Below are 17,352 nucleotides of genomic sequence, written 5' to 3'. Positions count from 1 at the left end.
GATATATTCCAGCTCGGAACTTCATCCTGATTCAATTTTATTAGAGTCATCACAATCTGTAGGCCAGGAAAATATTTAAAAGTAAAACTCACCCCACGCTGGCGATAAATTGCCAGCGTGCAGGGCTACTAGATTTCTCCACAGAATTTCAACGACTCTGCATCCATAAATGATGGGAATTTATGGATGTATAAACAGATCAATATCTGGCATAACGCACTAAGTTTGCCAACTATTTAATGATCGGCAGTTTTTTAATAAGAGTTGGTCATTATTATATTAATGACCCGCATGACCAGTTGGTTTTCTGACGGTCATTTCAATGCCTTCTTCTGTGTTTAACGGTGTTCTTCGACTAACTGGGGGCAAGTCGTTTTCCACTTCATGTGCCACAGTATCCTTTGGATGCTTGTAAAACCCAGGATCTTTATAATCATTCCGTGCCAAACCTTCGCGTATTTTGACAGTAGTAAACATGCCACCCATTTCTATGGCTCCGAACTGATCTTTGCCTGCCATCATCGGTAACGTATTATCTGGTAGAGGCATAGCCATCATTTCAGCCATATCTGTCATTTCTGCCATGCCTGTTTCTCCCATTGGCATATAGCTCGGCACTAGGTTACCTATTTTTTTCATAAGATCGTTTTGCTTCACACCAAGTAAAGTTGGCACATCATGTCCCATAGCATTCATGGTGTGATGGCTTTTATGGCAATGGAAAGCCCAATCACCAGGTTCATTTGCGATAAACTCTAGAGCACGCATTTGTCCAACCGCAACATCGGTCGTTACTTCCGGCCAGCGCGCAGACGCAGGTACCCATCCACCATCTGTGCCTGTAATTTCAAACTCATGCCCGTGTATATGAATCGGATGATTAGTCATCGTAAGATTGCCAATCCTGATACGCACGCGATCATTTTTGCGCACTACGATTGGATCAATTCCTGGAAAGGCACGGCTATTCCAAGTCCATAGATTAAAGTCCAGCATGGTATTTACTTTAGGCGTATAACTACCAGGGTCAATATCATAGGCGTTTAGCAAAAAGATAAAGTCGCGGTCTACTGGCATAAACTTTGGGTTTTTGGGGTGCGTTACCCAACTACCCATCATTCCCATTGCCATTTGTAGCATTTCATCGGCATGCGGGTGATACATGAATGTACCAGGTCGCTTAGCCTCAAATTCGTACATAAAGGTCTTACCCGGTTCTATCGGTGGTTGACTCAAGCCGCTTACGCCGTCCATGCCGCTGGGTAGGCGTTGACCGTGCCAGTGAATACTGGTCTTCTCGGGCAGTCGATTGGTAACATAGATTCTAACTTTGTCACCCTCTACGACTTCAATAGTTGGGCCGGGGCTTTGTCCGTTATAGCCCCACAAATTAGCCTTCATACCTGGTGCGATTTCACGGACCACAGGCTCGGCTACCAAATGAAATTCTTTAACGCCTTTATTCATGCGCCAAGGTAAACTCCAGCCATTCAGCGTTACAACCGGGTTATACGGTCTGCCAGTATTGGGATGCAGGGGTGCTTGAGTATTGGCAGCCTCGGACGATACGATTTCAGGGATTGCAGCCATAGCTACTTTACTTACTGAGGATGCGGCCACACCTGCCAGTCCAAGTCCTGCCAGTCTAAAGAAGCCGCGTCTGTTTTGATTCGGTAAATTCATCATTATTGTCCTTCCATAGAGTTAGAGCCAATCAGCGACATTTTTAATGTGCTATCAGCCACCCAAAATTCACGTAATGCTTCAATATAGTTTTTCACGCTGGCAACCTGTGCCCTTGCGTCACCAAATAGTTCAAACGGACTGGTGAGCATACCGTTGTAACGTAATTGGTTTTCACTCAAGATTTTTTTGCGTATGGGTACGATTTCATCACGTAAATGCTTAGTGACATCGTAGTTGGTACGGTAAATGTTATAGGCTTCACGGATTTCAGATTGCGCATTGATGGCTACCTGGGCAGTCTCATTGACCGCCTGCATATAAATGGCTTCTGCCTTGGCTACTCGGGCTGTACCCCAATCGAAAATAGGAATTTCAAACCCAATTTCAAAGCCTTTTTTGTATGGATCATTCCTTCTGCCTTCAAGCACTCGTGCAGGACCTATTTCAAGCACATTGATAAAACGCGTAGTTTTAGTAAGGCCTAATTGCTTGGCAACAGCTTCTGTTTGCAAGCGAGTGGCTTGTAAGTCCAGACGATTTTCAAAAGCAACTTTTTCAAATGGCTGTAGATCCTCAACGGCTTTAGGGAGGTCTGGCATCCGTTCTGCTAACACCATCTGGTCAGCAGGAACACTCAATAGCCTCGATAGCGCTTCGTATGATCGCACCTGCTTATTTTTAGCATTGGCATAATCTAACGCTGCATCTGCATAAAAACTTTGCTCTCTAGCTAGCTCTAATTTGTTCCAGTTACCTGCCTTATACATGCGTCTAGCCAGTTCTGCACTGGCCTCAGCGCTTTCTTTCACTTGTTCGCTATAACGCGCTAATTCAGTCGCGGCAACGGCATTAAAGTAGGCAATACGAGTATGGTTTGCCAGCTTCAACACTTCAAGTGCCGTCTCTTTTTGCACCTGCTCAAAACGCCGTTTTTCGATTTCTAGCGCTTTAGGCATGGTAATCAAAGAAAAGATGTTGAAAGTGAATGCTTGTTCTATCTTGTATTCGCCATTGTTCTTGGCATACAACATAGAGAATCGCGGGTTAGGTAAACGACCTGCCTGTACAACGTCTGCTTCACTAATACCCAACTCATAAAAAGAAGCCTGCAACCGCTTATTATTTAGCAAGGCAATTTGTACAGCAGATTCAACATCCAACTTGTGTTGAAGCAAAGCATTTATTTGATCATTAACTTTGTGTTGTTCATCTTTAGTCTTAGGCCAAGCTATTTCTTGCTTGATATGTTGTTGCGTGGTTTGTTGCACGTTACCAAAACCACCATCTTTGGAAAATGTAGCGCATCCGCCTAAAAACAAGCTGGCACCTACCAAGGCAGCCATTGTGCGATATTGCACAGGGAATTGGTTAATGTTCATGAGTTTCTCCTTTTTCTGCCTCATGATGATGGCCATCAGCAGCTTCTGGCTCAGCGGCCTTTTCTACATGTGAATGACCTGTCGTTTCAGTGCCGCCATGATGATGACTATGGCCGGCACCCTCACTGGCAGGCAGTGATAACACACCAATACCGTGCCTATAAACTACTTCTCCACCTAACCATGCGGTAACTGCGATTGATTGCGCAAGCAAGAAAAGTACAAATAGCATAGGGACAGGCATTAATTGACTGATGCGATGCCTCCATGCATCCCAGCTAGCTAGTAAAATCAAGCCAATAGCAGTAGGCACTGCCCAGGAACGATGTAATAACATCGCGGCATGGCCTGCATCATCATGATTGACAGAGTTATAAGCCAACCAGCCAAACAGCACCGCAGTTGCAGCGCCTATCGCGGCAATCCAGAGCGTGAAGCGACCAGCAGCAGCCAGTTGCATGGCACTGGGGTGACTTGGTCTTACATATGCTGCAAGACTGAGCAGAAATGCGATGATGGTCAAGGCTATTGGAAAATGCACTACGACTGGATGAAAGTTAGGAATGATCTGCCACGGAGAAGTTTGTGGTGTGGAAGCTGATGGCATCGCCATGCCCGCATGTTCTGCTGCCTGATTGGTTCCGTGCTCATGTGGCTTGGACTCATCTACCTCGGCAGCTTCATCACTTGATAGCATTTCATCTGACTTAGCTTCAGTCATTTGCGAATGATCCATCGCCTTCATATCAGACCCACCGTGGTCATGCCCAGCCATGGCGTTGTGATCCATCTCTTGCATGGCCTCTTTTTTCATGGGCTGCGCTGTGGACTTTTTATCAGGCATGGATTTCATAGTGTCATGCTCCATACCTGCCATTTTAGAATGGTCCATCTCAGCCATCGGTGCCATAGCATGATCGTGTTTCATTTGGCTATGATCCATGCCGGCCATATTGCTATGGTCCATTCCCTTCATATCGGGCATATTTTTGTCAGACATGTTCGCCATTTGCTCCGGCGTCATGTTGTGTTGCATACCCGCCATTGAATGTCCGGCATGACCGCCGTTATTGGCCGGTGTGTTGATGGACTTCCAATCTGACAGGTTATCTTCAGATAAGGGTTTGTAATCACCGAAAGATGATTGGTAGGTATTGGTCTCTTGGGATGTATCTGCGGCCCACCCAGGCGTAGACATTCCTATACATAGAGAAATAAACAACCATACGTTGAATAGTTTCATCGAAATCTCATTTCAAAAATAAATGTGGCGAATCAGCAACCGGCATGACCGGCTGCTGAGTTAGATCCAACAATTATTTAAGCAATGGGAGGTCTGTGAGGCTGAGCACTAATGTGCGAGTTATAGCTTGGTTGAAACAGGCTGACTTCGACTGTTTGATGCTGAAGCTGAATATTTTCTATTTGGCTTGGAGGTAATACTGTGAAGCAAGCCATACAATGACCGCATTTGGAACAATGGTCATTTGAGGATTGTTTCTGAATTTCATCGGGCTGATGATGGGCATGTTGAACCATGTCATGATCATCATGATCATGAAGGATTTCAATACTTACAGTGTGACTATCACAAAGCTGGTCAGCAACCATCATTCCGCTAGCGTAAACAGTATCTGTGAAGAATATTGTTAGCAGCAGAAAGACAAATAAACGAAATGATCGTAGTTGCTTAAATTGCATAGTTACAGTCTATATCAATTAAATTAAATTTCAATCTGCATTGTTAGTTTTAAGTAAAGTCTTCATCTGCTCGATTTCCTGTTGTTGGCTGGTAATGATATCGCTGCATAAAGCCTTAATATTTGGATCTGATAATTTGGTTTCTTCACACATCAGGATAGCTGAGGCATGGTGGGGAATCATCGATTTCAAAAATTGCCTGTCTGATACTCCACCCTGAAATCGAATCAATACGAAAAATACAACTAGCGCAATCGCTGACAAAATGAAAATCCATTTGTTTCTATTTTTATCCATATACATGGCGCTCATGACACCTAATTCAATCAATACCATAGGCATGCTCATCATTCCCGCCATATAGAATTGATTGATGTTCGGTAGCACGTTATCTAGCTGATTCACCATGGCATACATAAGTACATACATGGCAGCAAATGATAAAAGAGTCATGTATAAAAGCTTGAGATAGGCACCTTTGTGCATGGCTTCATTCATGATTTTTTTCTCCAAGTACGCTTAAATCAAGCAGTCATTACTTCTGTTTTGAAAGCCAGCTATCGAATTCAGCAATTTCTTTTTTTGCGCTGATATGATGTTTTTAGCCATGGCTTTCATTTCGGGTGATTTGCCTTGGTCAATCTCAATTTGCGCCATGTCCAATGCTTGTTGATGATGCATCTTCATCATCATGGCGAAGTCTTTATCGACGTCACCGGTCATTTTCATCGCATCCATTTTTTTCATACCATCTTGCATGGAATGTGTCAGGCTGTCAGAACCCTTCATGCTGGTATGGTCATCAGCATGCACAACCCCTATTAAAGTTGTAAAAATGACTGAGGTAATACAGATTTTTAAGTGGTGGGATTTCATAATCAGTGTCCAATATGTCGAGTCCATTTAAGTAAGTCATTCAACCCTTGAGTGACTAGAAATAATATCAGGGATATACCTAAATTCGTGTCAGTGGATTCATACGATTGATCTGGGTATTTAAGTCCATTGTTTAATGGCTAAGGTGGTAATTCAATGGGCGGTTGGTTTCACCGCCCATCACCTTTCTAAGCTAAGCAGCTATTGGTTACTTCATATGATGATCGCAAGGCATGGATGATGATTTTACTGCATGCTCTTCCATCATTTGTCCCATCAAACTATCCATAATTTTCTGATGTTCTGCGAACCACTCATCACGCTCCTTTTCTGTCATACCCGCTTTAGGTTTCATTTCACGGCAAGCGGCCATGTTGTCATTTAGCATTTGTGAATGTTCAGAGAGTAGTTTTTGCTGCTCTGCACCTTGTGAAGCTTTTGCTTTATCCAGCTTCTGCTTGGTAACTTGTAGGTTTTGAATTAGCTGTTCTTGAAAGAAGTCACGACCTGCCACAGCGCTTGCCGAGGCAAAGCCTAGGCATGCAATCAATGCGGTGGTAACAATTGTGTTCATCATTTTGTTGCTCATGGTAATTCTCCTAATATTGGTTTCACTTTGTTGGTGACAATTTTTACGTTCGTTAGAGCATTGCTTAACCCTGAATATTTTGGTTTTACGCAATGTTTACTTGCTGAATGAGCAGGCGCAATGCAATTAATTTGAGCTGTAAGAGCCGTTTTTAAAAGCACAGACGCAAGTCACTCAGCCTTAGGAGAATGAATGCTTTGGAGGGTGTAACAAAGGTGGGGAAAAATGTTGATAAAGCGGTATGGTCAAATCTGGATATGCAGTTCTATAACCGTAAATTAAGGCAATCTTATTTGTTTCGGGTAATTGATAAACACTCACATGGCAAAATGAGCATTTCATTTTTGAACAATCTTTATTGCTTTCATCTGAGCAATTACTGGTGCTCATAGTATGACAGTCTACCGAGGTAGACATCACCGATGCGTAGCTCTCATTGTCTACTTTCATGCTCAAAGCTGGCGCTGATACATCCTCACAGATAGGCATGGTTACAGCAGCAACACCCTGTAATGGGATGCTGATAGCGAGAGCTATTGAAACCAGTAATTTAAGCCAGTGTTTCATTCGTGTTTGGTTTATGTTTTTTGTTGGTTGTTGTACTAAATTTGTTAGTGCATGGTTAATATTATTAGGGTTCCAACAGTGGTAAGGTCAAGCGTTTCAATCGAAATAATGTATTTATTTTAAATAAGATCTTAATACATCCTCCACTTGCTCTAGTTCTTGCTGCCGTAGTTCTTGCGGCGCATTTTCCCCTAGATGTTCGCGAAGGTGCTTTACAAGCATTTCTGACATCAGTCCATTCACAGCACCACGAATTGAAGCAACTTGCTGAAGAATGGCGGCACAATCGATATCATCGTTCAAAGCTTTCTCCATAGCTTCAGCTTGTCCTTTAATGCGACGAATGCGGGTCAATAGTTTCTTTTTATCTTGTGCTAAATGAGCCATCAAAAAACCTTTCTTTTGAGTAAAACGTATACTGGGGTATACTATATTTTGTAAATAGAGAACCCATTATGACACAATCAATTTCCTTAGATAGCCTCAAGCACTCGCACAAATTTGATGAGGGTAATCCCTTAGCTGAGAAGAATACCTTGCGTGTTGCCATTCTGACTGCTGTCATGATGGTGGTTGAGATTGCAGGGGGGTGGTATTACAACTCGATGGCACTACTTGCAGATGGTTGGCACATGAGTTCACATGCCGTGGCTTTAGGGTTATCTGTATTGGCTTATTTTTGGGCCCGGAAATACGCACATGACCCTCGCTTTTCATTTGGTACCTGGAAAATAGAAGTATTAGGTGGTTATACCAGTGCTATTTTTTTAGTCATGGTCGCCGGTCTAATGATCTTTCAATCTATTGAACGGTTAATTTCCCCTAGTCCGATTCATTATAATCAAGCAATTGGCATTGCAGTCGTGGGCCTGGTGGTCAATTTGGTCTCTGCTTGGTTACTTAAAGATGGACATCATCATGACCACGGGCATGGTCACGAACATACTGAGCATGATCATCATGGGCATCACGACCTGAATTTAAGGTCAGCCTATATCCATGTTGTGGCTGATGCTGCCACATCTGTCCTAGCCATTATTGCGCTATTCGGTGGCAAACTTTGGGGTGCAAATTGGATGGACCCAATGATGGGTCTAGTTGGTGCTGCCATAATTTCTATATGGGCCTATGGTCTACTACGCGATACTGGTCGCGTGCTGTTGGACGCCGAGATGACCGCGCCTGTCGTTGAAGAAATTCGCGAAGTGATTGCACAATCGCCGATAAAAGCCCAAATCAGTGACTTGCATGTTTGGCGAGTTGGGAAAGGGAAATATGCTTGCATTCTTAGCCTTGTCACATATACAGAGGTGGCTCCTGCCTATTTTAAAAATCAATTAAACATACATGAGGAGTTAGTGCATATATCCATTGAAATTAATCAAATGCGTTGAGCAGAAGAATGTTCTATGCCTTTGGTCAGTCTGCGGACAAGCTATCTAGGATTGGGCAGTCGGGGCGATCATCGCCGTGACAGCAACTGACTAAACGCGATAATTCTGATTTCATAGTATTTAATTCTTCAATTTTTTTGTTGAGCATTTCAATATGATCAGCGGCCAACGATTTAACCTTACTACTTGGCCGGTTCTTATCCCGCCACAGGCTTAATAAGTCGCCAATTTGTTTAATCGAGAAGCCCAAATCGCGTGAATGCCGGATAAAGCGCAGCATATGCACGTCTTGATGGTTATACGTCCTATAGTTAGAAAACGTTCTTGATGCCGCTGGCAACAGCCCAACCTCTTCATAATGACGAATCATTTTTGCAGAGATTCCTGAAGCTTTTGCCGCCTGTCCGATATTGTATAAGTCACCGTTCATGTATCGTCCTTATCTTTTGTTTGTGGGGCGCCATTTGCTTAACATCAAGGCATTCAATACGACACTGACCGAGCTGAACGCCATGGCAGCCCCTGCAATGACTGGACTTAGTAAACCCATTGCAGCCAGGGGAATGCCAATTAAATTGTAGATAAATGCCCAGAACAAGTTTTGTTTAATCTTGCTATAAGTCCTACGCGAAATATCAATAGTATCTGCCACCAAGCTTGGGTCTGAACGCATCAGGGTGATATCAGCAGTGTGCATGGCTACATCTGTCCCTGAAGACATGGCAAAACTCACATCGGCAGCAGCTAATGCCGGTGCATCATTGATCCCATCACCCACCATGGCAATCACAGTATCTTTCTTACGCAAGGATGCAATGCTGCTAGCTTTTGATTCTGGCGTTTGTTCTGCTAATACTTCATCAATCCCAATCATGTCCGCAACACGGGCTGCACTAATGCTGTTGTCGCCAGTTAATAATAGCGTTTTGACACCCTTATCATGCAATGCGGAAATCGCTTTACTAGAAGATACTTTAATTTGATCCCCAAAAGCCAACATACCTAATAGCGTCGGTTCAGCCCCAATATTTCCTTTTGCCACCCAAGAAATGGTGTTACCTGCATTTTTATAACCTAAAGCCAGGTCATTCAAAGTGTTAATAGATACGCCGAGTTCGTCCATCCAACGTTGATTACCCACATAAATCACAGTACCATTTACTTTTCCGTTTAAGCCACGTCCGGCCACATCTCGGACATCGCTGGCAATAGCTGGACTACTTCCTAATGACTGAAGTTGATCTACAACTGCTTTTGCTAATGGGTGTAAGCTGTTTTGCTCAATGCTGGCAGCTAGTTCTAATAAAGATTGATCGTTACCGTCTACTGCTTTAAAAGCCATCAGCACTGGTTTACCTTCAGTTAAGGTACCCGTTTTATCAAACACCACTTGGGTGATGCTATGCGCAAGCTCTAATGCTTTTGCATCTTTAATTAAAATCCCGTAGCGGGCGGCTACCCCTGTACCTGCCATGATGGCAGTTGGCGTGGCTAAGCCGAGCGCACATGGGCAAGCAATCACCAAAACGGCCACAGCGTTCAAAATTGCTTGTTCCCAGTTGGCTGAATATAGCCCCCAAGCAAGTAACGTAATGAATGCAATAACGATAACCACTGGCACAAAAACTGCGCTTACTTTATCAACCAGGCGCTGAATTTCTGGCTTTGCCGTTTGTGCATCCTCAACAAGACGGATAATACGAGACAGCGTGCTTTCAGCACCTATCGCCATCGTTTTAACCAGCAGCATGCCATCAATATTTACTGCGCCGCCAATCACTTTATTACCTGCCACTTTACTAACCGGCTCGCTTTCGCCCGTCATCATAGATTCATCAACGTGGCTACTTCCCTCGATAATCACGGCATCTACCGGTATACGCTCGCCTGGGCGAATGATCACCATGTCATCAATCATGACTTCCTGTAGGGGAATATCAAGCTCTGCATCTAAGCGCTTTACTCGGGCAGTCTCAGGTCTTAATTTCTGTAAGGCACGTATGGCCTCTGTCGTTTGTCTTTTTGCTCGCTTCTCCAGCCATTTTCCTAACAGCACCAGTGTAATCACCACACTCGAAGCCTCGAAATATAGGTGCTCATGACCTTGCAACATCATGTATATCGACAGTAAATAAGCAGCTGAAGTACCGAGGGCTACCAGCAGATCCATATTGCCGGTTCTGTTCTTGATGGCCTTCCAAGCGGAAGTATAGAACCCTGCACCTAGATAAAACTGCACCGGTGTTGCCAATAGCCACTGAACCCATACAGGTAAATTCCATTGCCCACCTGCCAGACTAATTAGCATCGGAATAATGAGAGGAACACTTAATAAGATTGCCATCACAATGCGGATGCCATTGGCTGACTCGTCGTCATGATGTTTTAGGCTGTGAGTGTGCGTCAGTAATTCAGCGCCATACCCGGCATCAAAAATAGCTTTTAAAATAGTTTGCGGCTGAAAAGGCATGCCTTCTTTAAGCGCCACATGGGCTTTTTCAGTGGCTAGATTTACGCTTGCCGATTTAATTTCAGGAATTTTGCGCAAAGCATTTTCTACAGCTGTGACGCAGGACGCGCAACTCATACCACTGATGGCGATATCTAAAGAGTGATCAGAATTGTCCATTTTTGCCTCCGAGTGTAGTCATTGTGATCATCCTAAAGATTCCCACCCTTGGAAGGTCAAGAAGTATTCAGATCAAAATTGCTTGACCTTACCATGATGGTAAGATCTAAAGTGATACTTCTACTATTGAAAGGGTATGCTATATGTATACGTTTAATATACCAAAAATGAGCTGTGGTGGCTGTGTAAATGCAATCAAGAACGCGATTCTACGGGTGGACGAAAGTGCTAATGTGGAGGTTAATCTGCCCACAAAAACTGTAACTGTGCGTACAGACCATTCTGAAGAGGATATTATCCAAGCCATGTCTAATGCAGGATATAAACCTATGGTGGGAACTCTTGATTAGATATAGCTGAAAGGCATCCCTTGCCTGGAGACCCTAAGAGAATTCATTAATTGATTTCTCTTACATATTCGTAGGATTTGTTCTTTAAAAGGGATCCGATTGTTGGATTTTGGGCATTCATGAATATGTTGCATTTGTACTAGAGGTGCATTAGTACGCTAATGATGCACCTCTGCTGAATGCGGTTGCAAATAAGCCATACGTTGTTAATCTAGCTTTCATCAGGTTTCAGTAAAGCTCTTAATTATGAAATATCCATTCAATTAAATTGAGGGCTTTCAAGCTGCTAGCGACTGACTAATGCTCCTTTTTTTTAAAAAATATTTGGACCAGTTCGGAAATCTCTCATTCACTTTTCCGTAGTAAATCAATCTCTACTTCCGTGAGCATTTAACAATTTCATTGAGCAACTTTGTTGAGGGTGTGACACTATCTTGTCTGTGTTTCTTACTTCGCTCTATTCAGCTATCCTACTATGCAAACGTATACCTTTGGTAATTGCAACTATATCGATCCTAGATTAACACGTTTGCCAAGTGCTTCGGCTGATTCCTTGCGTTCACTGTATCTATTAATCAGGAATTCAGAAACATCCCGGGTGAGTAGTGTAAATTTAACCAATTCTTCCATGACATCCACGACTCGGTCATAGTATGCCGAAGGCTTCATTCGACCAACTTCATCAAATTCTTGGAAAGCTTTAGCCACCGATGATTGATTTGGGATAGTGATCATCCGCATCCAGCGTCCTAAAATCCGCATTTGGTTCACAGCGTTAAATGATTGAGATCCACCAGACACCTGCATCACCGCAAGTGTTTTTCCTTGTGTCGGTCGAATAGCTCCCATGCTTAAGGGTATCCAATCGATCTGTGATTTCATAATCCCAGTCATAGCACCATGCCGTTCAGGCGAACACCACACCATGCCTTCACACCACAGCGTTAAATCACGCAATTCCCCTACTAGAGTTCCAATTAATCCCCAAATCGCTGCATTCATTGCAAGCTCCATCACAAAAAATCAGTAGTCGGAAAGAGAGTTGGCGTTGGAGACCATCCGAAGAATACCTCAAGTAGCACTCCAACAGAGTCCAGGATAAGTTATTATCGCTCTATTGTCAGATAGTAAGAAACCTAAATCATCCTAAATCAGAACGGTTTCTAGTCAATCACCTCGTTTTAATCGTCTAACTCATTGATTTTGAATGTTTTGATACCTTTATTCAGAGAAAGTATCAAGAATAATGCCATTTTTGATATGAAAAAGGCCTCTAAAAGTTAATTTAGAGGCCTTTTAAAGTTACGTATTAATTAATTCACTGTTTGATAAAAACTACGTATTAATTATCAAAGTTACGTATTAATTAACGCAAAATATATTAAAATTACTTAAGCAAAATTCTTCGCTGCAAATTCCCAGTTAACCAGGTGATTGAGGAAAGTTTCAACGAATTTAGGACGTGCATTGCGGTGATCGATGTAGTAGGCATGTTCCCATACGTCTATGGTCAGCAACGCTTTGTCACCCGTTGTCAGTGGTGTGCCGGCTGCGCCCATATTGACGATATCAACAGAGCCATCGGCCTTTTTAACAAGCCAGGTCCAGCCAGAGCCAAAGTTGCCAACTGCTGAGGTTTGGAAGGCTTTTTTGAACTCTTCGTAAGAACCCCATTTGGCGTTGATGGCTGCAGCCAGCGCACCTGTTGGTTCGCCGCCACCGTTGGGTGACAGGCAGTTCCAGAAGAAGGTGTGGTTCCAAACTTGGGCGGAGTTGTTATAAATGCCGCCAGAAGACTTTTTAATGATATCTTCCAATGGGGCGTTTTCAAACTCGGTGCCTTTGATCAGGTTGTTTAGATTGGTGACATAAGCTTGGTGGTGCTTGCTATAGTGATAGTCGAAAGTTTCTTCTGACATGTGTGGGGCCAAAGCGTTTTTTGCAAATGGCAAAGCTGGTAAGGCGTGTTCCATGGAGGTTTCCTTTTTTGGTTTGTTGAAATAATTGCCTGCATTTTTAATGTGTAGGCGATGTGACGTTAGAGTCACGAGACTGGTAAAGGTTTACTAATTTAGTCGGGTTATTTTGCCATATTTTTCTGTCTTGCAAAACCTTCGTCTTGCAAAATGATGGGTAGTGACTGCCAAGATAAACAAACTATTTTTTGCGTGCTCGCGGATGCGCGGCATCGTAAATCTTGCTCAGGTGCTGGAAGTCTAGATGGGTGTAGACTTGCGTCGTGCTGATATTGGCATGCCCCAGCATTTCCTGTACTGCGCGCAAATCCCCGCTGCTTTGCAGCACATGGCTGGCAAAGCTGTGGCGCAACATATGCGGATGCACGTGATTAGGCAAGCCTTGTTTGATGACCCAATGGTTGATACGTGTTTGCACCGTGCGTGCATGGATGCGGCGCCCTTGCTTGCTGATAAACACGGCAGTTTCAGAAGGCCGTCTGAGCAGCCATAAGTTCCTTATAGCCAGCCAGTCCTTCATTGCCATGACTGCCTTGCTGCCCAAGGGAACCATGCGTGTTTTGTTCCCTTTGCCTATGACTGTCACCAGGCCTTCTTGCAGGTCCAGGCGATCTATGTTCAGCCCTACCAGCTCACTTAGGCGCAGGCCAGAAGAATAGAACAGCTCAAGAATCGCACGGTCACGCACGGCAATAGGTTCATCACTGTCGATTTCAATCAGCTTGTTGGTTTGCTCAATCGACATTGCATGTGGCAAGGATTTGGCTGCTTTAGGCGCGCGCAAGCCTGTGACTGGATTGGACGGAAAGCCTTTGTGCAGGACCAGGTAACGGAAGAATCCACGCCAGCTCGACAGCATGCGTGCGATGCTACGCCCATGCATGCCTTGACCATGCAGGCTGGCTATCTGGCGGCGGATATCCTGCGGCGTGAGGGCCTGCAAATCTTGCGTCGCACTTTTTATCAAGCGCTCAATATCCCGTTGGTAGTTGTTGCGTGTGTGCTCGCTCAGGCCGCGCTCAAAATGGAGGAAGTCGAGGTAGTCGGCTAGCAGTTCATGCATGGCAACAAACTTGGTATTGTAAACATGAACGAGTGGCAGGAAGTGCAAGGCGCACGGCACGCAGGAACCGGAATGTACATGACAGTACATGAGGGTTTCGAGTACCGTGCAACGCGGCAATTTGGCCGCGCAGCCATGTTTGATTCACGCTGACAGTTGCCGCAAGAATATCCCTCTTGGCGGAAACCTCAGCGGGGGCTTTCATATGATATATCTGGCCAGTGAAGCGCTCACTAGTTCACCGATCTGGTTGAGGAACAGGGTGCCCATGCCGGCATAAAAGCGGCTGCGCTGCTCACTGGGGATCGCCATCAGTCCAAATGTGACCTCTTGGTAACGCATGGGGATCACTGCCAGTGAGGCAGGTGTGTCGGTAAACCACCCAGCGATATCCATGGTAGGCAAAGTGCCGCAATAAGGCTGGCTTAAATCCTTGGCCCAGTTTTTAAGGGACTCTTCGGCATCAATAAACAGGTGGTCTGCGGCATGACTCTCGTTCACCCACAATTTAAGTTGCGCATTGGGCAGCTGGAAATGTGCAGCGAGGAACTCCACCAAGTGGGTATGCAATGCCTCTACATCCTTGGCATACAATAAACCCAAGGTCAGCTCATGCACTTTACCTGCGGTGGCTTCATTTTCTTCAGCGGTCAGTATCAGCTCGGTAAAGCGTGATTCGAGCACGCGGATTTTGTCGCGCTGGGCGATTTGCTGGCGTTCAGCCAGTGAAATCGTACCTTTGCCATGCGGGCTGGGCAAGAACAGCTCTGCCAGCAGATGGGCATGACGCTCAAAGAAGTCAGGATGCGCTTTGAGGTAATGCTTGATGTCGTTTTCGTTGATGCTTTCTTCCATGATACTGCTGATTCTTCTAATTAAATTTCAATTTCGCCGTCAAATACAATCTCTGCCGGGCCGGTCATGAGGACAGGCGTGTCTCCGCCTGCCCATTGTATGGTCAGGATGCCGCCACGGGTATGTACTTTGACCGGGCTTTGCAAAGTCCCCAACTGGATGCCACTGACGGCGGCCGCGCAGGCGCCTGTGCCACAAGCCAGGGTTTCTCCGCTGCCACGCTCATACACACGCAGGTTGATTTCATGCTCATTAAGTACCTGCATAAAGCCCGCATTCACGCGTTGCGGGAATCGTGTATGGGATTCGATTTGCGGCCCCAGGCTGGCTACTTCCGCCGTGTGTACGTTATCCACCAGCATCACAGCATGCGGGTTGCCCATGGAAACTGCGCTCACGGTGACGGTTTCGCTAGCTAGCGGTAATTCATAAGTGGTCGCTTGTTGCTCAGCCTCAAAAGGGATCTGCGCCGGCGCAAAGCGAGGCGCACCCATGTTGACGGTGACCTGTCCATCATCTTGCAACATCAGGGTAATAACGCCGCTGGCAGTTTCTACGCGGATGTCACGTTTGCTAGTCAGGCCTTTGTCGACCACAAAGCGTACAAAACAGCGTGCGCCATTGCCGCATTGTTCAACTTCGCCACCGTCGGCGTTAAAAATACGGTAACGGAAATCAACGCCGGGCGTGTCAGTGGATTCCACCATCAGTAACTGGTCACAACCAACACCAAAGTAGCGGTTGGCAATGTGCTGGATTTGCGCGTGGGAAAGATGCACAGGGCTTTTTGTCGCATCAATCACTACAAAGTCATTGCCTGCGCCCTGCATTTTGGTAAATCGTAATTTCATAGCTCAAGATGATACTCTATCGCGCCGTTGAAGGCATCCATATGACTAAGATTTATTCCTTGGTTGCAATAATCTCAGGTAGAATCTTCGTTCCCCAAATTGGGTGCTGGCTTCAGCCTTTAGTCAGTGCCATTTATTAACTTTAATTACTTTTCAAGGCGTCAAACATGAGTGAATATCTTTTTACTTCGGAATCCGTTTCCGAAGGACATCCCGATAAACTGGCTGACCAGGTTTCCGACAGCATTCTGGATGCAATTTTAGCCCAAGACCCGACCGCACGTGTGGCTGCTGAAACCCTGGCGAATACTGGCCTGGTGGTTTTGGCCGGTGAAATTACAACAACAGCCAATGTGGATTACATCAAGGTTGCCCGTGATGCGATCAAGCGCATTGGTTACGACAATACGGATTATGGTATTGATTACAAGGGCTGCGCGGTATTGGTGGCTTATGACAAACAGTCTCCAGACATTGCCCAGGGCGTGGATAACGCGAATGACGACCCTCTGGACCAGGGTGCTGGTGACCAGGGCCTGATGTTTGGCTATGCCGTGAATGAAACGCCGCAATTGATGCCATTGCCGATCTGGCTGAGCCACCGCGTGATGGAACGCCAGTCACAATTGCGTAAAGATGGCCGTTTGCCATGGCTGCGCCCGGATGCAAAATCCCAAGTGACTATCCAGTATGTCGATGGCAAGCCGTTCAAAATCGACACTGTACTGGTTTCAACCCAGCATGCGCCTGACATGACGCTGGAAGCCATCCGCGAAGCCGTGATCGAAGAAATCATCAAGCCGACTTTGCCGGCCGAACTGATTAAAGGCGAGATCAAATACCTTGTGAACCCGACAGGCCGTTTTGTGATCGGTGGCCCGCAAGGGGATTGCGGCCTGACAGGCCGTAAGATTATTGTGGATACTTATGGTGGTGCAGCGCCTCACGGCGGTGGGGCATTCTCTGGCAAGGATCCTTCTAAAGTGGATCGCTCAGCGGCGTACGCTGGCCGTTATGTGGCGAAAAACATTGTTGCTGCTGGTTTGGCCGACAAGTGCCTGGTACAAGTGAGCTATGCCATCGGTGTGGCGCAGCCAACCTCCATTATGGTGGAAACCTATGGTACAGGTAAGGTCTCCGATGAGCGTCTGACACAGCTGGTCCGTGAGCATTTCGACCTGCGTCCAAAAGGCATCGTCAAGATGCTGGACCTGTTGCGCCCGATTTATACCAAAACGGCTGCTTATGGACATTTTGGTCGCGATGAGCCAGAGTTTAGCTGGGAAGCGACAGACAAAGCAGCAGCTTTACGTGCGGCTGCCGGACTGTAATTAGAAAAGCTGTCTTACAGTCAAAACATTCGCGTAAAAATAATTTGCAAGAGGGCTTTTAGCCCTCTTTTTTTTCAAATTTTTTCCGTAATAGAAGTATAAGAT

Annotated in this window: 17 protein-coding genes; 3 read left to right on the top strand and 14 right to left on the bottom strand. The window is 45.3% G+C overall.

The features are described 5' to 3' along the window. Positions 1–279: 279 nt before the first annotated feature. The 7 genes from F463_RS0108820 to F463_RS0108780 form a co-directional block, all read right to left on the bottom strand. Entirely contained in the window at positions 280–1,686 is a 1,407-nt protein-coding gene (locus F463_RS0108820; protein WP_018986711.1) for a multicopper oxidase family protein, read from the bottom strand. After that, the gene (locus tag F463_RS0108815; RefSeq protein ID WP_018986710.1) at positions 1,686–3,065 is read right to left on the bottom strand and encodes a TolC family protein; all 1,380 of its coding nucleotides are present in this window, start codon (positions 3,063–3,065) and stop codon (positions 1,686–1,688) included. The genes F463_RS0108820 and F463_RS0108815 overlap by 1 nt, the downstream gene beginning before the upstream one ends. After that, the gene (locus F463_RS0108810; protein ID WP_033413300.1) at positions 3,055–4,308 is read right to left on the bottom strand and encodes a DUF2231 domain-containing protein; all 1,254 of its coding nucleotides are present in this window, start codon (positions 4,306–4,308) and stop codon (positions 3,055–3,057) included. The genes F463_RS0108815 and F463_RS0108810 overlap by 11 nt, the downstream gene beginning before the upstream one ends. Before the next feature lie 488 nt (positions 4,309–4,796). Beyond that, positions 4,797–5,264 carry a DUF305 domain-containing protein gene (locus tag F463_RS0108800; protein WP_018986707.1) on the bottom strand — a complete coding sequence of 156 codons (468 nt, stop codon included), beginning with the start codon at positions 5,262–5,264 and terminating at the stop codon, positions 4,797–4,799. A 21-nt stretch (positions 5,265–5,285) separates the two neighbouring features. After that, complete coding sequence (locus F463_RS0108795; RefSeq protein WP_245545192.1) at positions 5,286–5,513, bottom strand: DUF305 domain-containing protein; 228 nt, start codon at positions 5,511–5,513, stop codon at positions 5,286–5,288. Positions 5,514–5,850: 337 nt separating this feature from the next. After that, the gene (locus F463_RS0108790) at positions 5,851–6,231 is read right to left on the bottom strand and encodes a hypothetical protein (protein WP_018986705.1); all 381 of its coding nucleotides are present in this window, start codon (positions 6,229–6,231) and stop codon (positions 5,851–5,853) included. A 681-nt stretch (positions 6,232–6,912) separates the two neighbouring features. Further along, positions 6,913–7,185, bottom strand: a complete 273-nt coding sequence (locus F463_RS0108780; protein ID WP_018986703.1) for a metal/formaldehyde-sensitive transcriptional repressor — start codon at positions 7,183–7,185, stop codon at positions 6,913–6,915. 68 nt (positions 7,186–7,253) lie between these two features. Here F463_RS0108780 and dmeF point away from each other — a divergent pair, with 68 nt between their 5' ends. Continuing rightward, positions 7,254–8,192, top strand: coding sequence for a CDF family Co(II)/Ni(II) efflux transporter DmeF (gene dmeF, locus F463_RS0108775; RefSeq protein ID WP_018986702.1), 939 nt, complete (start codon positions 7,254–7,256; stop codon positions 8,190–8,192). Positions 8,193–8,217: 25 nt separating this feature from the next. Here the strand turns inward: dmeF and cueR are convergent, their stop codons facing one another. After that, on the bottom strand, positions 8,218–8,622 hold the full coding sequence (gene cueR / locus F463_RS0108770) for a Cu(I)-responsive transcriptional regulator (protein ID WP_018986701.1): 405 nt from the start codon (positions 8,620–8,622) through the stop codon (positions 8,218–8,220). A 9-nt stretch (positions 8,623–8,631) separates the two neighbouring features. After that, positions 8,632–10,821, bottom strand: coding sequence for a heavy metal translocating P-type ATPase (locus F463_RS0108765; protein ID WP_018986700.1), 2,190 nt, complete (start codon positions 10,819–10,821; stop codon positions 8,632–8,634). Between the two features lie 143 nt (positions 10,822–10,964). On the opposite strand from F463_RS0108765, the gene F463_RS0108760 reads away from it, so the two are divergent. Next, a complete protein-coding gene (locus tag F463_RS0108760) occupies positions 10,965–11,171 on the top strand; it encodes a heavy-metal-associated domain-containing protein (RefSeq protein ID WP_018986699.1) in 207 nt (68 codons plus the stop codon). A 504-nt stretch (positions 11,172–11,675) separates the two neighbouring features. On the opposite strand, the gene arsH is transcribed toward F463_RS0108760, so the two are convergent. The 5 genes from arsH to dapF form a co-directional block, all read right to left on the bottom strand. Further along, on the bottom strand, positions 11,676–12,173 hold the full coding sequence (arsH, locus tag F463_RS14220) for an arsenical resistance protein ArsH (protein WP_018986698.1): 498 nt from the start codon (positions 12,171–12,173) through the stop codon (positions 11,676–11,678). A 389-nt stretch (positions 12,174–12,562) separates the two neighbouring features. Beyond that, positions 12,563–13,144 (bottom strand): superoxide dismutase, encoded by a 582-nt coding sequence (locus F463_RS0108750; protein WP_018986697.1) that lies wholly within the window; start codon positions 13,142–13,144, stop codon positions 12,563–12,565. Positions 13,145–13,328: 184 nt separating this feature from the next. Then, positions 13,329–14,210 carry a tyrosine recombinase XerC gene (xerC, locus tag F463_RS0108745; RefSeq protein WP_018986696.1) on the bottom strand — a complete coding sequence of 294 codons (882 nt, stop codon included), beginning with the start codon at positions 14,208–14,210 and terminating at the stop codon, positions 13,329–13,331. A gap of 201 nt (positions 14,211–14,411) precedes the next feature. Further along, entirely contained in the window at positions 14,412–15,065 is a 654-nt protein-coding gene (locus F463_RS0108735) for a DUF484 family protein (protein WP_018986694.1), read from the bottom strand. A gap of 20 nt (positions 15,066–15,085) precedes the next feature. Then, positions 15,086–15,916, bottom strand: a complete 831-nt coding sequence (dapF, locus tag F463_RS0108730; protein WP_018986693.1) for a diaminopimelate epimerase — start codon at positions 15,914–15,916, stop codon at positions 15,086–15,088. A 167-nt stretch (positions 15,917–16,083) separates the two neighbouring features. On the opposite strand from dapF, the gene metK reads away from it, so the two are divergent. Beyond that, entirely contained in the window at positions 16,084–17,247 is a 1,164-nt protein-coding gene (metK, locus tag F463_RS0108725) for a methionine adenosyltransferase (protein WP_018986692.1), read from the top strand. The last annotated feature ends 105 nt before the right edge of the window (positions 17,248–17,352 follow it).

Origin of the sequence: Methylophilus methylotrophus DSM 46235 = ATCC 53528 (assembly GCF_000378225.1) — a bacterium.
Taxonomy (GTDB): domain Bacteria; phylum Pseudomonadota; class Gammaproteobacteria; order Burkholderiales; family Methylophilaceae; genus Methylophilus; species Methylophilus methylotrophus.
This window is presented reverse-complemented; position numbering and strand designations above follow the sequence as displayed.

Excerpts from the sequence above, each read along its gene's own strand:
- F463_RS0108820 (WP_018986711.1), bottom strand. The coding sequence starts at position 1,686 with ATGATGAATTTACCGAATCAAAACAGACGCGGCTTCTTTAGACTGGCA.
- F463_RS0108815 (WP_018986710.1), bottom strand. The coding sequence starts at position 3,065 with ATGAACATTAACCAATTCCCTGTGCAATATCGCACAATGGCTGCCTTG.
- F463_RS0108810 (WP_033413300.1), bottom strand. The coding sequence starts at position 4,308 with ATGAAACTATTCAACGTATGGTTGTTTATTTCTCTATGTATAGGAATG.
- F463_RS0108800 (WP_018986707.1), bottom strand. The coding sequence starts at position 5,264 with ATGAATGAAGCCATGCACAAAGGTGCCTATCTCAAGCTTTTATACATG.
- F463_RS0108795 (WP_245545192.1), bottom strand. The coding sequence starts at position 5,513 with ATGAAAAAAATGGATGCGATGAAAATGACCGGTGACGTCGATAAAGAC.
- F463_RS0108790 (WP_018986705.1), bottom strand. The coding sequence starts at position 6,231 with ATGAGCAACAAAATGATGAACACAATTGTTACCACCGCATTGATTGCA.
- F463_RS0108780 (WP_018986703.1), bottom strand. The coding sequence starts at position 7,185 with ATGGCTCATTTAGCACAAGATAAAAAGAAACTATTGACCCGCATTCGT.
- dmeF (WP_018986702.1), top strand. The coding sequence starts at position 7,254 with ATGACACAATCAATTTCCTTAGATAGCCTCAAGCACTCGCACAAATTT.
- cueR (WP_018986701.1), bottom strand. The coding sequence starts at position 8,622 with ATGAACGGTGACTTATACAATATCGGACAGGCGGCAAAAGCTTCAGGA.
- F463_RS0108765 (WP_018986700.1), bottom strand. The coding sequence starts at position 10,821 with ATGGACAATTCTGATCACTCTTTAGATATCGCCATCAGTGGTATGAGT.
- F463_RS0108760 (WP_018986699.1), top strand. The coding sequence starts at position 10,965 with ATGTATACGTTTAATATACCAAAAATGAGCTGTGGTGGCTGTGTAAAT.
- arsH (WP_018986698.1), bottom strand. The coding sequence starts at position 12,173 with ATGAATGCAGCGATTTGGGGATTAATTGGAACTCTAGTAGGGGAATTG.
- F463_RS0108750 (WP_018986697.1), bottom strand. The coding sequence starts at position 13,144 with ATGGAACACGCCTTACCAGCTTTGCCATTTGCAAAAAACGCTTTGGCC.
- xerC (WP_018986696.1), bottom strand. The coding sequence starts at position 14,210 with ATGCATGAACTGCTAGCCGACTACCTCGACTTCCTCCATTTTGAGCGC.
- F463_RS0108735 (WP_018986694.1), bottom strand. The coding sequence starts at position 15,065 with ATGGAAGAAAGCATCAACGAAAACGACATCAAGCATTACCTCAAAGCG.
- dapF (WP_018986693.1), bottom strand. The coding sequence starts at position 15,916 with ATGAAATTACGATTTACCAAAATGCAGGGCGCAGGCAATGACTTTGTA.
- metK (WP_018986692.1), top strand. The coding sequence starts at position 16,084 with ATGAGTGAATATCTTTTTACTTCGGAATCCGTTTCCGAAGGACATCCC.